The organism is Devosia ginsengisoli, from assembly GCF_007859655.1.
Classification (GTDB): Bacteria; Pseudomonadota; Alphaproteobacteria; order Rhizobiales; family Devosiaceae; genus Devosia; species Devosia ginsengisoli.
Map to the genome: position 1 here is coordinate 2,142,208 of NZ_CP042304.1, position 12,045 is coordinate 2,154,252.

The window sequence follows — 12,045 nt, forward strand, 5'->3', positions numbered from 1 at the left end:
CGTTCAGCGGAAAACCGGGTGAGGGGGCTGCGCGTGTCCATGCTTCAATGCTTGTAGATAGCTCAGCGCCCCCTCATCCGCCCTTCGGGCACCTTCTCCCACAAGGGGAGAAGGGGGGCACGGTGGGTTACCTGGAAACCCACGGGCTCCCGGCCCCCGCCAGCAGCGTCACCAGCACGCGGTTCATCGGCGTCGCAATCCCGTGCGTCTCGCCCAGCCGCACGATTACCCCGTTGCGCGCGTCCACTTCCATCTGATGCCCCGCCAGCCGGTCGGCATGGATGGAGCCGGCAATCGAGCCTTCCCGCGAATTGCGCGCATTGGCGACGGTCGCCTCCACCACGCTTTGCGGAATCTCCGCCCCTTCGGCGCGGCCCACCGCGGCGCATTCCTCTGCCAGCCCGCGCACAATGGCTTCCATGTCCGCGCTCCACACCGGCCCCGGTGCCCGCAGCGTCAGCGCCGGCACGATGGCCCCACAATTGCTGGTCAGCTTGATCCAGGCCTGCGACAGGAAATCGGCATGCGCCGCCGCCTCGATTTCCGTATGACCGAACAAGGCCACCAGCTCATCGCCATTGCGCCCCGCCGGCACGGCGATAATGCCGTGGCCACGCTGCTCGATCCGCCCCGGCGCGCTGCGCACCGCCGGCAGGTTGATCATGACCGGCACAAGCCGCTCTTCGGGCACCAGATGGGCGAACAATTGCACATGCTCCACCCCGTTCTGAATGATGGCGACGCGCGTATCGGCGCCCACCAGTCGCTCGAGCCATGGCCGGGTGGATTCCACGTCATAGGTCTTGGTCGCCACCAGCACCCAATCGACCACCCGCGCCTTGGCGGGATCGGTCAGCACCTCCGGTTGCGCCGTGATCACCCCCTCGGGCGTCTCGACCCGCAGGTCATCCAGCGGCGTGCGCGCACAGAGTACGAGCGAAAAATCCGGCTTCTGCGCCAGCCACGCCGCAACCGTGCCCCCGATCGCGCCGGGTCCGATGACCGCAATTGTCGTCATGCTGAAAACTCCAAAACAAAAAGGGCGGCCACCAGGACCGCCCTTTTTTCTATCTGATTCCCTCGGCGCATTTTCGCGTGGAGGAGAAAGCCCTACGCGTTCGCGCTGCGCCGGGTTTTGGAGGCATCCTTGCGGGCCTTGCCCCAGCGCTGCTTGTTATTAGCCGCGGCGGCCGGCTTGCCATCCACGCGCTTGGCCACCGGCTTGCCGGTCTCGCTGTCGCGGCGCACGCGGTTCACCTGCCCGTCATTGCGCGCCCGCGGCGCCTCGGACGGCTGGTGATGCGGCTGCGGCTGGCTCTTGCCGCCCAGTTCCTTGGCGAAATCGGCAAACGGACGACGCTCGGCCGGCGAACGACGATCAGCCTGCGGCTGGCGCGGATTCTTGGCCGAACGCGGACCCGGCCGGCCACCATTGGGCTTCTTGTAGGCCGAGCGCGGCGCTTCGACGACACCGGTGTCGTTGCCGGTATGTAGATCGCCGGTATAGGGCAGCGTCCGGCGGATCAGCCGTTCCACGTCGCGCAGCTTGCCGCGCTCGGTGCCGTCGCACAGCGTGATCGCCGTGCCCGAAGCGCCGTTTCGGCCAGTGCGGCCGATGCGGTGCACATAATTCTCCGGATCGTCGGGCAGCTCGTAATTCACCACATGGGTGATACCGGGCACGTCGATGCCGCGCGCCGCGATATCGGTGGCAACCAGAATGCGCACATCGCCTGAGGCAAAGCCCTTGAGCGCCGCTTGGCGGGCATTCTGGCTCTTGTTGCCATGAATGGCCGCAGCCTTGTGCCCGTCGATCTCGAGATTCTTGGCGACGCGATCGGCGCCATGCTTGGTGCGCGAGAAGATGATCACGCGTTCCATATTCTCTTCTTGGCTGGCCAGCAGCTCGTTGAGCACGCCACGCTTGGCCTTGGCACCGGAGAGGATCACGCGCTGGTCGATCTTGACCACGGTGGAACCGGCCACCGACGCATCGACGCGCACCGGATCCTGCAGCAGGCTTTTTGCCAGATCCGCCACTTCAGGCGCCATCGTGGCCGAGAACATCATGGTGTGGCGTTTGATGCCGATGGCCTTGGCCACCGCGCGCACCGGGGCGATGAAGCCCATGTCGAGCATGCGGTCGGCTTCATCCAGCACGAACCAGCGCGTCTCGTTGAGCCGGATCTTGCCGTCATCCATCAGGTCCTTGAGGCGACCAGGGGTGGCGACGGTAATATCGACGCCGCGCTCCAGGCGCTTGACCTGATGGTAGCGCGACACGCCGCCCAGCAGCAGCACGGTATCGAGCTTCATCTTGGAGCCGGCGAACTTGCGGATGGCTTCGTCGATCTGCACGGCCAGTTCGCGCGTCGGCGCCAGGATGAGCGCGCGGGTGGTCAGCGGCCGCGGGCGACCATTGAGGGTCAGCAGCCCCGCCAGGATCGGCAGGCCGAAAGCAGCGGTCTTGCCCGAGCCGGTCTGGGCAATGCCCATCATGTCCTTGCCCTCGAGGAGCTTGGGAATGGCCTGGGTCTGGATTTTGGTAGGCTCGGTGAAGCCGCCGGCAGTCAGGCTGTCGGTGAGAATGGTCGGCAGGCCGAGAGAAATGAAGTCGTTCAAAAGACACGTCTTTCTGCGCCGATACGGCGCTTGCAGGCGCGCAGGACAATGCAGCGCGCTTGTCGCCGAACGCATGGGCGTCGGCGGGTCAACAGGTGCAATCGGGCGATAAGATTGGGCTATCGCGCGGGTGCTGGCTCGAACCCGGACGGAACTGGCAATGCCAATCTGGTTTCCGGGCTGACTTCGCCGCTCACCGCATGGGATAAGAAGAGAAGTCCGTCACAATAATCTAGGTGCCGGACACTGCCGGCTGCGACGATGGCGCTGATATGGGGGAGAGCCGCCGAAATAGCAAGGAAATTCGGGAATCCGCCACGCATGGTGGGGTTGCAAAGCGGATACCCCCTCCTAACCTCCCCCTGATAGGGGGAGGAACAGATCGAGGTACTTGGCACGATCTTGCCTCACCCACCAGCCGGATTCCTCCCCCTATCAGGGGAGGTTAGGAGGGGGTACTTCACGCATGCCCGTGCTAGAACCCCTCTCATGTTTCGCACCCTCCTCGCCCTCATTCTCCTCGTCTCCCCCGCCCTCGCCGCCGAATGGACCTATACCGACGGCGCCGGCAAGACCGTCACCCTGCCCGAGCCGCCCAACCGCATCATCGCCCATATCAATGCTGCGGCCGCCCTCATCCCGCTCGGCATCAAGCCCATTGGCGTCTTCCTCGATGGCCCACCCTCGGTCGACCGCGCCATGGAAGACCTAGATCTCACCGGCGTCGCAATCGTCGGCCGCGGCTGGTATGAGCTCGATGCCGAAGCCGTGCTGGCGCTCGACCCCGACCTGATCATCACCGAATACTGGCCGCGCGAGGGCTTTTACGGCGGCGCCGTGGGCGATGTCGCCATCACCGGCCAGATCGAATCCATCGCACCCATTGTCGGTCCGGCGCAGGGCAAGTCCATCCTGACCATGCTCGATGATTTCGCCGCCCTGGCCACAAGCCTCGGCGCCGATCCCGACGCGCCAGCCGTACTGGCCGACAGGGCGGCCTTCGACGCCGCGCTGGCCCGCTTCAAATCCACCGTCGCGGCGCATCCAGGTCTGACCGTCATGGCCGCATCACCCGGCTCCGGCGGCCTTTCTGTCGCCGCGCCATCAGAATTCGCCGAACTCTCCGATTTCGCCGCCTGGGGCCTCGACCTTGTCGTGCCCACCACCGACCCCGACAGCAGCTACCAGACCCTGAGCTGGGAAAACGCCAATCTCTACCCCGCCGACATCATCCTGCTCGATGATCGCTGGGGTTCCCGCACCGCCGAAACCCTCGCCGCCCAGCCCTTGGCCGAACGCCTCCCCGCCGTCGCCGCCGGCCAGGTGGGCGACTGGCCCGCCGGCTGGATCAGGAGCTATCGCGTCTATGCGGAGCAGTTGGATGAGCTGACGGACCTGATCGAGCGGAGCGATGCGGGATTGGTGGACTGACGCGCCTGCTCCCCAAGACCTCATGGTGAGCTTGTCGAACCACGAGGTCGAGCGAGTGGAGGCCTCGGTGCCACGCCCTCGTGGTTCGACGGGCTCACCATGAGGTCTACTGACAGGTCGCTCCGACCCGCATGTTAGGGACTAAATCCCCCCATACCAGTCATATCCATTATCCGGCCAATAGCCGCCTTTGCCCTGCCCGAACGGGCTGAGGTCATCCACTAGCTCGATCGTGTGCAGGTATTTCGGCTGCTTGTAGCCCAGCGCCCGCTCGATCCGCAGCCGTATCGGCGCGCCATTGCTGACCGGCAGCACCGCATCGTTGAGCCCATAGCTCAAAATCGTCTGCGGATGATACGCATCCACCAGGTCCGAACTCTCGTAATAGAGAATGTCCCCGGTCAGCGTGCGCTGGATATTGTCGTAGCAGTGATAGACGCAGAACCGCGCTTGCGGCTTCACCCCCGCCATGTCGAGAATGGGTCCGAGCGGCGTGCCCGTCCATTTGGCGATGCAGCTCCAGCCCTCGACGCAGTCGTGCCGCGTGATCTGGCTGCGAGAGGGCATGTTGCGCAGCTCCGCCAGCGAAAAGCTCACCTCACGCTCCACCATGCCCTTCACCGTCAGCCGGTACGGCTCGAAATTCTGCATCCGGAGGAACATGTATTCGGGCGTACTCGGCTCCACCGAACCGTTGGGCTTCATGCCCTGGCGGATTTCGCTGGCCGAATATTCCCGCGCCAGTGCCTGGTCGCCGATCAGCGCGCGCTGCGCCCGATAGGTCAGCACATTGGCCTGCTCCATGACATGGCGCACCGGGTTGCTCTTGTCGCCGAGGAAATTGAACTGGTCGCAACCGGCCAGCACCAGCCCCGACCCCGCCACGGCCGAGCTGCGCAGGAAATTGCGGCGTGTGATCAGCCTGCTCATGGCCTGTCTCCTTCAGCGCCCGGCGTACCGGGGCTGGCGCGATACCAGCCAGTCACCATCGAGCGCAGTTCATTGATCGGTCCGGCCGCGAAGACCATGATGATGTGGATGATGAAAAACGCCACCAGCAGCAGCATGACCGTGAAGTGGATGGTCCGCGCCGTCTGCCGCCCGCCGAAAATATCCAGCAACCACGGCCAGGCCGTATCCATGCCCGGGCTCATCGTCAGCCCCGTGGCGACGATCAGCGGGAACAGGATGAAGAACACCGTGAAATAGCTCAGCTTCTGCAGCGGCCCATAGCTGCGGCCGTGGCGGAAGCGCAGCGTCGCATGCGCGGCCACATCCCGCGGCACGCCCGCTATGTCGGCCGGCTTGGGCACGATGTCCCGCCTGATATGACCGTTGATGAAGCTGGCGACGAACCAGATCAGCATCGTCGCGACGAAGATCCAGCCGAAAAAGAAATGCACCACGCGCCCGGTGCCCAGGTCGCGATAGGAGGGAATGGTCACTGCTCCCGGAAACGCCGTGAATGTCGGACGCGCCGCATCCCCGCTCATGCCCAGCACCCCCGTCGTATCGAACGTATTGCCGAACAGGATCGTCCGCCCCCGCGGTCCCTCCGCACTATTGACCGCCCCGATTTCGAGAATGGCATTCTCATATTCGAAGCCCGATTCATTGCCGATATAGAGCGCCGGATGCGCATTGAAGATCTGCAGCCCAGTCAGCAGCAGGAAAAATAGGCAGATCGCCCACACCCAATGGGTCACCCGCGTCCAGATCGACTGGCGATAGATCAGCGGACCTTTGCTATCAGGCAATTCAGTGGCGTCGCTCATCTTCTCCCCCGGAGGCATCGAGGCCATCTGCCCCGCGCGAGCAGTAACGGTGCCGCGCGGGACAAATGATGCATAGCACGGATAATTATTTCGTTGCGGGCGCCATTGCGTCGGTGGACATCGCGTCAATGGCCATGGCATCCGCAGGGCTGCTCATCTCACCCAGGCCCAGCGACTCGATGGCGCCCATCACATCCGCGCCCTGGTGCAGCCCATGGCAGGCGGTGGCGGCGGCAAGCTGCGCCGCCGGAAAGGTGATGCCGCCAGCCTGCTCCATGCACAGCTTGAACTCGTCGTCAGTCAGTGGCGTCGCCGCCGCCGGCGCCATGGCGTCCGTCGCCATCGCATCAGTGGACATCGCATCAGTGGACATCGCGTCCTGCGCGAAAGCAGCCGGAGCGACGGTGAAAGCAATGGCGGCAATAGCGGCCAGCGACAGGCCGCGCAGGGCAAAGGTCATGATTTATCTCCCGAAATCGACCACGCCCCCGGCGCGGTTCATGCCGGGCCATTCGCCATGCCCCGCCTGCCGGTTACGTCCTCACGCCGACGTGATGCCCACTTGCCCATTCCCTCCCCCGCCCGGCCCATGTAACCATGCCGCCATGCCGAGCGAATGGACTGGCAATGCAGACTGATCCGACCGAGACGCGATTGCGGGAACTGATGCTCGCCTCGCTCGACGGCGATGCGGCCGCCTATCGCACGCTGCTGTCGGAACTCGGCCGTCACCTGCGCGCTTATTTCACCCGGCGGCTCACCCCCGCCTTTGCCTCGCACGCGGAGGATCTCGTGCAGGAGACCCTGCTGGCCATTCATAGCCGCCGCATGACCTATGATCGCAACCGCCCCTTCACCGCCTGGCTGCATGCCGTGGCGCATCACAAATTCGTCGATCACGTCCGCCGCCAGTCCATCCGCCTGACCGTGCCGCTCGAGGACGACGCCCCCATTTTCGCCCATGACGACAATGCCGATGCCCTGGCACGGCGCGATCTCGATGTCGTGCTCGACACCATTCCCGCCCGCACCGGCGACCTGATCCGCCGCACGAAAATCCAGGGCGCCTCGGTGGCCGAAGCCGCCGCCGCCCATGGCATTTCCGAAACTGCCGCCAAGGTCTCCATCCATCGCGGGCTCAAGTCGCTGGCCGCGCGCTTTGCGGGAGGCTCGAAATGACCGATGACCTGATCGCCCGCCTTTCCGCCGATCTCAAGCCGGTGCGCCGCATGGCCATGCAGCGCCTGCTGTTCGGTGCCCTGCTGCTTAGCGGCGTCGTCGCCGCCATTGCCATGCTGGCTTTGCTCGGCATGCGGCCCGACATGGACGTGGCCACCACGACCATGACCTATTGGACCAAGTTCGGCTACACTTTGGCCTTCGCCCTGCTCGGCCTCGCCGCCACATTAGTGCTGGCCCGCCCCGACGGCCACACACGCTGGCCCTGGCTGCTGGGCTTCGGCCTGCTCGACCTGCTGCTGGTCTTCGCCGTAGTCCAGCTTGCCCGCGCCGACGACATGATGCCGCTCATCATGGGCTCGTCCATCCTGCGCGCGCTGACCTATATCCCGGTTTTTGCCTTGCCGGTCCTGCTCGCCGCAATCCTCGCCCTCCGCCGCATGGCCCCCGCCAACCCGACTCTGGCCGGCTTCGCCGCTGGCATCATGGCCGGCGGCACCGGCGCCTGGATCTACGCCTTCGCCTGCGACGAAACCGGCATGATGTTCCTGGCGCTCTGGTACACGCTGGCGATGGTCATCGTGGGTGGATTGGGCGCGGTGCTGGGGCGGTTTTTGCTGCGCTGGTAAGGGGATACCCCCTCCCAACCTCCCCCTGAGCAGATCGAGCTTGCAGCACGATATTGCCCAATCACCGGCCGGATTCCTCCCCCTATCAGGGGGAGGCTAGGAGGGGGTATCCGCGAAGACTCGTCTTCGCCGCCCTACTCTTCCCGCGCCGCCCAGTTCATCCCGCGCCGCATGATCGTCGCCATTTCCAGCACGTCGAATTCCTTGGCCTGATGCCCCAGCGTCGAGTGGAACACCTTGCCCTTGCCATGCATCCGCTTCCACGCCACCGGCATTTTCACGCCCTTGATCCAGGGCGCATGCTCGCCGCTGAATGTCGTCGTCGCCAGCACATGGTTGGAGGGGTCGACATGCATGTAATATTGCTCGGACGTATAGGCGAAGGACTTGATCCCCGCCATCACAGGGTCGAGCGGATCGGCCACGTCCACCGTATAGTCGATAATCCCGCCCGGATGGGCCACCCACTGCCCGCCCACCATGAACTGATAGTCCACCGCGTCGCGGAAGGCGTCGCTCATGCCGCCGTGATGTCCGGCCAGCCCCACCCCGCCCTCGACCGCCTTGGTCAGGTTCTCCACCTCATCCTTCTCGATCTTGCTCATGGTGAAGATGGGGATGATGAGGCTCAGGTCGTGGATGGCCGGATCGGCAAAGGCCTTGGTCTCGGTCGCCGTGCGCACCGAAAATCCGTCCTCGTGCAGCCAACGACGATAGATGGCGGCGCATTCCTCCGGGTCATGCCCGGACCAGCCGCCATAGACGATCAATGCACTTTTCATGCCGCAGACTCCGCAAATCGATTGGCGCGGAGAATACCCGACTGGTTCAGTATTGAAACCCCATCGGCCGCAGCAGCGCCACGAAGTGCAGCCGCCGCCCGAACCACCAGTCGAGCGGCGCGCCATAGAGCCCGACCCTGTCGGTCCAGCTCTCCCGCACCAGCCCGGAGCGCGCAAAGGCCTCGGTCCACTGGCCGCCATCGAGATAATTATAGGGCAGCCGCACATCGTGCCCGCGATTGCCCACCCAGTCCATCAGCCGCAGCGTCGGGCCGGCCAGCAGGCCCTCGCGCAGATGGTCCTTGATGACAACGCCACGCCGCGCCACGCGCCCGGCCTCGGCCAATACGGCCGCCGGATCGTCGGTATGGTGCAGTACATCGACAATGGTGACATAGTCGAAACTGTCATCGCCGAAAGGCAGCGTTACGCCGTCATACAGCGTCACCGGGATATGCGTCACCTTCCGGCGCAGCACGTCGACGCCTTCCACCCTGAGGTCGGGCCGCAGCGCCACCAGGCCCACCGCCACCTGCCCGTCGCCGCAACCAAGATCGAGCACAGTGCCGCCCTCGGGAATGGCCGCTGCCAGCGCTCCCGACAGCACTTTCACGCGCCGCCCGAACACCGCCTTGTCATGCACCCTGTTGAGCAGCCCCTTGGCCGAATGCGCGATCATGCCGGAACGGCGACGCCCCAATGCGCGCGGGCAAAGGCCCAACTGCGCAGCACCATGAAATTGACCCCCGAGGTCAGCGCGATCACCAGGATCGAAGCCGGCAGCGTGGGCATGGCCAGGACGCCATGCACCACGAAGGAAAACAGCGCCGCCAGCAGCAGCGCCATGCCCTGCACCGCCATATAGCGCGGCAGCGCCCATCTATGCGGCGCATCGGACGCAAACGAATAGCGCCGATGCAGCAGGTAGATCGGCACGATCAGCCCGGCATAGCAGGCCGTGTTGACCATCCAGTCGGCAAAACCCGTATCGAGCCAGATCAGGGCGGTCGTCAGCACCACGAAAGTCGCTGCGCCCACGCCGCCAATGGCGATGAAGGCAACCAGCCCGCCGAACAGCGGCGCTTCCGGCCGCATCGGCGGCACGTCACGCATCAGGCTCTGCAAGGCTGCACTCATGGCCGTTTCGATCCTCTCGCGGCGGCTGGTATGGCCCCAACCATAGCCCCACCGCCTTTCCCGCTTGTTTATCCGGGCCAGGGCGCCGAACTGTTTTGCGCCATGGTTGACGGAAGTTGAACCGCCATAGGCGCATGCCGAGCATGAACACAGCATGACGGTCGAAAATTGACCAAAAGGTCCACTTTTCACTGTCACAAAAGACTGGTTAACTCATCATTCGCCGTGGCTGACCGGACATACGGGATGAGGACCATCCGACGGCTGCGGGAACTGGTCTGAAGTCAAGCAAAATCAAAAGGATACAGGGATGAAAAGATTACTTCTCAGCGCCTCCGCGCTCACCCTCTGCGCCGGATTTGCCGGCCCCGCCTACGCAGATTTCACGCTCAACATCCTGCATATCAACGACTTCCACTCCCGCTTCGATCCCATTACCGGCACCGATTCCAACTGCGATGCCGAGACCGACGCGGCCGGCGAATGCTTCGGCGGCATTGCCCGCCTCAAGACCATCATCGACGACACCCGCGCCAAACATGCCGACGGCAACTCGCTGCTGCTCTCGGCCGGCGACAATTTCCAGGGCTCGCTCTACTACACCACCTACAAATCCAAGGTCGTGTCCGACTTCTTCAACCAGATGGGCTTCGACGTGGTCGCTACCGGCAATCACGAATTCGATGACGGCCCCGAAGAATTCATGAAATTCATCGAGGCGGCCGAATTCCCCATCATCGGCGGCAATTTCGACGTCACGCGTGACCCCAACCTGGCCGGCAAGATCAAGGGCTCCATCGTCATCGAAGTGGGCGGCGAAAAGATCGGCATTATCGGCGCCACCACCGAGGATACGCCTGAAATCGCCTCACCCGGCGACAATGTCGAATTCACCGATGTCATCCAGTATGTCCGCGGCGCGTCCGAAGCGCTCGATGCCGCCGGCGTCAACAAGATCATCCTGTTGAGCCACATCGGCTACACGGTCGACATGGACGTGGCCGCGGCCCTGCCCCTGGTCGACGTCATCGTCGGCGGCCACAGCCACACCTTGCTCTCCAACACCGCCGAAGGCGCCGCCGGTCCCTACCCGACCATGGTGACCAACCCCGATGGTGTCGAAGTGCCGGTCGTGCAGGCCAACCAGTATGGCAAATATCTCGGCGATATCGCCATCACCTGGGATGACAATGGCGTCGTCACCAAGGCCGAAGGCGAACCCTTCCTGATCGACGCCTCGGTCATCGGCAACGAGGATTTTGCCGGCCAGTTGGCCGAACTCGCCGGCCCGATCGAAGAGGCCATGGGCGTGGTGATCGGCACCAGCACCGAGGCCATCGAAGGCTCCCGCGAAGTCTGCCGCGCCATGGAATGCTCGATGGGCAACCTGCTCGCCGATGCCATCCTTGATCGCGTGGCCGACCAGGGCGCCACCATCGCCTTCCAGAATGGCGGCGGCATCCGTGCCTCCATCGATGCCGGCGACATCACCAAGGGTGACGTGATCACCGTACTGCCCTTCTCCAACACCCTGGCCACCGTGCAGATCAGCGGTGCCGATGTCATCGAAGCGCTCGAAAACGGCGTCAGCGATGTTGAAAACGGCGCCGGCCGCTTCGCTCAGGTCGCCGGCCTCAAATACAGCTTCAACCTGGCCGAACCGGCTGGCAGCCGCGTCAGCGACGTGCTGGTCAAGGGCGAGGGCGATGCCTGGGTGCCGATCGACGAGGCCGCGACCTACACCATCGTCACCAACAACTATGTGCGTGGCGGCGGCGACGGTTACGGCACCTTCGCCGAAGGCGACAACCCCTACGATTTCGGCCCGCCGCTGGAAGAAGTGGTGGCCGACTACATCGCCAAGCAGGGCGGCACCTACACCCCCTACACTGACGGCCGCATCACCGAGATCAAGTAATCCCTGCAATGATAAAAACACGAAGGGCGCCCACCGGGCGCCCTTTTTCTTTCTTCCTTCTCCCCTTGTGGGAGAAGGTGCCCGAAGGGCGGATGAGGGGTCCTGCGCTCTCTGCCAGCACCATCCACCCCACCCACAATCGCCTCCCCCGGACTTGATCCGGGGGTCTCTCGCCGCTTGTGCCGTGTGGAAAGCGACCCGCGGATCAAGTCCGCGGGAAGCGCCGGTGGTGAGGAATCATCGTGCCTCGCAGGCCAAGCTCAAGCCCGCCGCGCAATCTGCCCCCAGGCCAGCAGAATAATCACCGCGCCCACGATGGAAGCGATGAAACCCGCCCCGTCGCCCGGCCCATACCAGCCGATGGCCTGGCCCAGCCAGGTGGCCAGCACCGCGCCGACAATACCCAGCACCGTGGTGAGAATGAAACCGGCAGGCTTCTTGTCGCCCGGCGTGATCCACTTGGCGATGACGCCCGCGAGAAACCCGATGATGATCGCCCAGATGATACCCATGATGACGCTCCGTGTTTGGTCATTGGGATAAGTCGGAAGCCGCCCATCCGGTTGCAAGCC

At 64.3% G+C, this 12,045-nt stretch carries 13 protein-coding genes; 4 read left to right on the forward strand and 9 right to left on the reverse strand.

Annotated elements, in window-relative coordinates; all coding sequences use genetic code 11:
- Positions 1-127: 127 nt before the first annotated feature.
- Positions 128-1,018: a 2-dehydropantoate 2-reductase gene (locus tag FPZ08_RS10480; RefSeq protein WP_146289967.1), complete on the reverse strand. Its 891-nt coding sequence runs from the start codon at positions 1,016-1,018 to the stop codon at positions 128-130.
- A gap of 92 nt (positions 1,019-1,110) precedes the next feature.
- Positions 1,111-2,622, reverse strand: coding sequence for a DEAD/DEAH box helicase (locus tag FPZ08_RS10485; RefSeq protein WP_246132853.1), 1,512 nt, complete (start codon positions 2,620-2,622; stop codon positions 1,111-1,113).
- Between the two features lie 489 nt (positions 2,623-3,111).
- Between FPZ08_RS10485 and FPZ08_RS10490 the strand changes: the two genes are divergently transcribed.
- Complete coding sequence (locus tag FPZ08_RS10490; protein ID WP_146289969.1) at positions 3,112-4,053, forward strand: ABC transporter substrate-binding protein; 942 nt, start codon at positions 3,112-3,114, stop codon at positions 4,051-4,053.
- A gap of 141 nt (positions 4,054-4,194) precedes the next feature.
- Here the strand turns inward: FPZ08_RS10490 and FPZ08_RS10495 are convergent, their stop codons facing one another.
- The 3 genes from FPZ08_RS10495 to FPZ08_RS10505 all read right to left on the reverse strand — a co-directional run bounded on the left by FPZ08_RS10495 (position 4,195) and on the right by FPZ08_RS10505 (position 6,288).
- Positions 4,195-4,983, reverse strand: a complete 789-nt coding sequence (locus FPZ08_RS10495; RefSeq protein WP_146289970.1) for a molybdopterin-dependent oxidoreductase — start codon at positions 4,981-4,983, stop codon at positions 4,195-4,197.
- Positions 4,980-5,828 (reverse strand): cytochrome b/b6 domain-containing protein, encoded by an 849-nt coding sequence (locus tag FPZ08_RS10500; protein WP_146289971.1) that lies wholly within the window; start codon positions 5,826-5,828, stop codon positions 4,980-4,982. Before FPZ08_RS10500 ends, FPZ08_RS10495 begins: the two co-directional genes overlap by 4 nt.
- Positions 5,829-5,913: 85 nt before the next feature.
- The gene (locus tag FPZ08_RS10505; protein ID WP_146289972.1) at positions 5,914-6,288 is read right to left on the reverse strand and encodes a hypothetical protein; all 375 of its coding nucleotides are present in this window, start codon (positions 6,286-6,288) and stop codon (positions 5,914-5,916) included.
- Between the two features lie 194 nt (positions 6,289-6,482).
- Between FPZ08_RS10505 and FPZ08_RS10510 the strand changes: the two genes are divergently transcribed.
- Both FPZ08_RS10510 and FPZ08_RS10515 read left to right on the forward strand, forming a co-directional pair.
- Positions 6,483-7,007, forward strand: a complete 525-nt coding sequence (locus FPZ08_RS10510) for a sigma-70 family RNA polymerase sigma factor (RefSeq protein ID WP_186767315.1) — start codon at positions 6,483-6,485, stop codon at positions 7,005-7,007.
- Positions 7,004-7,636, forward strand: a complete 633-nt coding sequence (locus tag FPZ08_RS10515) for a DUF1109 domain-containing protein (protein ID WP_146289974.1) — start codon at positions 7,004-7,006, stop codon at positions 7,634-7,636. Before FPZ08_RS10510 ends, FPZ08_RS10515 begins: the two co-directional genes overlap by 4 nt.
- A gap of 134 nt (positions 7,637-7,770) precedes the next feature.
- Here the strand turns inward: FPZ08_RS10515 and FPZ08_RS10520 are convergent, their stop codons facing one another.
- The 3 genes from FPZ08_RS10520 to FPZ08_RS10530 are packed head-to-tail and all read right to left on the reverse strand — an operon-like array spanning position 7,771 to position 9,555.
- Positions 7,771-8,418 carry a ThuA domain-containing protein gene (locus FPZ08_RS10520; RefSeq protein WP_146289975.1) on the reverse strand — a complete coding sequence of 216 codons (648 nt, stop codon included), beginning with the start codon at positions 8,416-8,418 and terminating at the stop codon, positions 7,771-7,773.
- A gap of 46 nt (positions 8,419-8,464) precedes the next feature.
- A complete protein-coding gene (locus FPZ08_RS10525; RefSeq protein WP_146289976.1) occupies positions 8,465-9,097 on the reverse strand; it encodes a class I SAM-dependent methyltransferase in 633 nt (210 codons plus the stop codon).
- Positions 9,094-9,555, reverse strand: coding sequence for a GtrA family protein (locus FPZ08_RS10530; protein WP_186767297.1), 462 nt, complete (start codon positions 9,553-9,555; stop codon positions 9,094-9,096). Before FPZ08_RS10530 ends, FPZ08_RS10525 begins: the two co-directional genes overlap by 4 nt.
- 310 nt (positions 9,556-9,865) lie before the next feature.
- Here FPZ08_RS10530 and FPZ08_RS10535 point away from each other — a divergent pair, with 310 nt between their 5' ends.
- Positions 9,866-11,473 (forward strand): bifunctional metallophosphatase/5'-nucleotidase, encoded by a 1,608-nt coding sequence (locus FPZ08_RS10535; protein ID WP_146289978.1) that lies wholly within the window; start codon positions 9,866-9,868, stop codon positions 11,471-11,473.
- Positions 11,474-11,733: 260 nt separating this feature from the next.
- Here FPZ08_RS10535 and FPZ08_RS10540 read toward each other — a convergent pair whose 3' ends face one another.
- Positions 11,734-11,985, reverse strand: a complete 252-nt coding sequence (locus FPZ08_RS10540) for a GlsB/YeaQ/YmgE family stress response membrane protein (protein WP_146289979.1) — start codon at positions 11,983-11,985, stop codon at positions 11,734-11,736.
- Between the last annotated feature and the right edge of the window lie 60 nt (positions 11,986-12,045).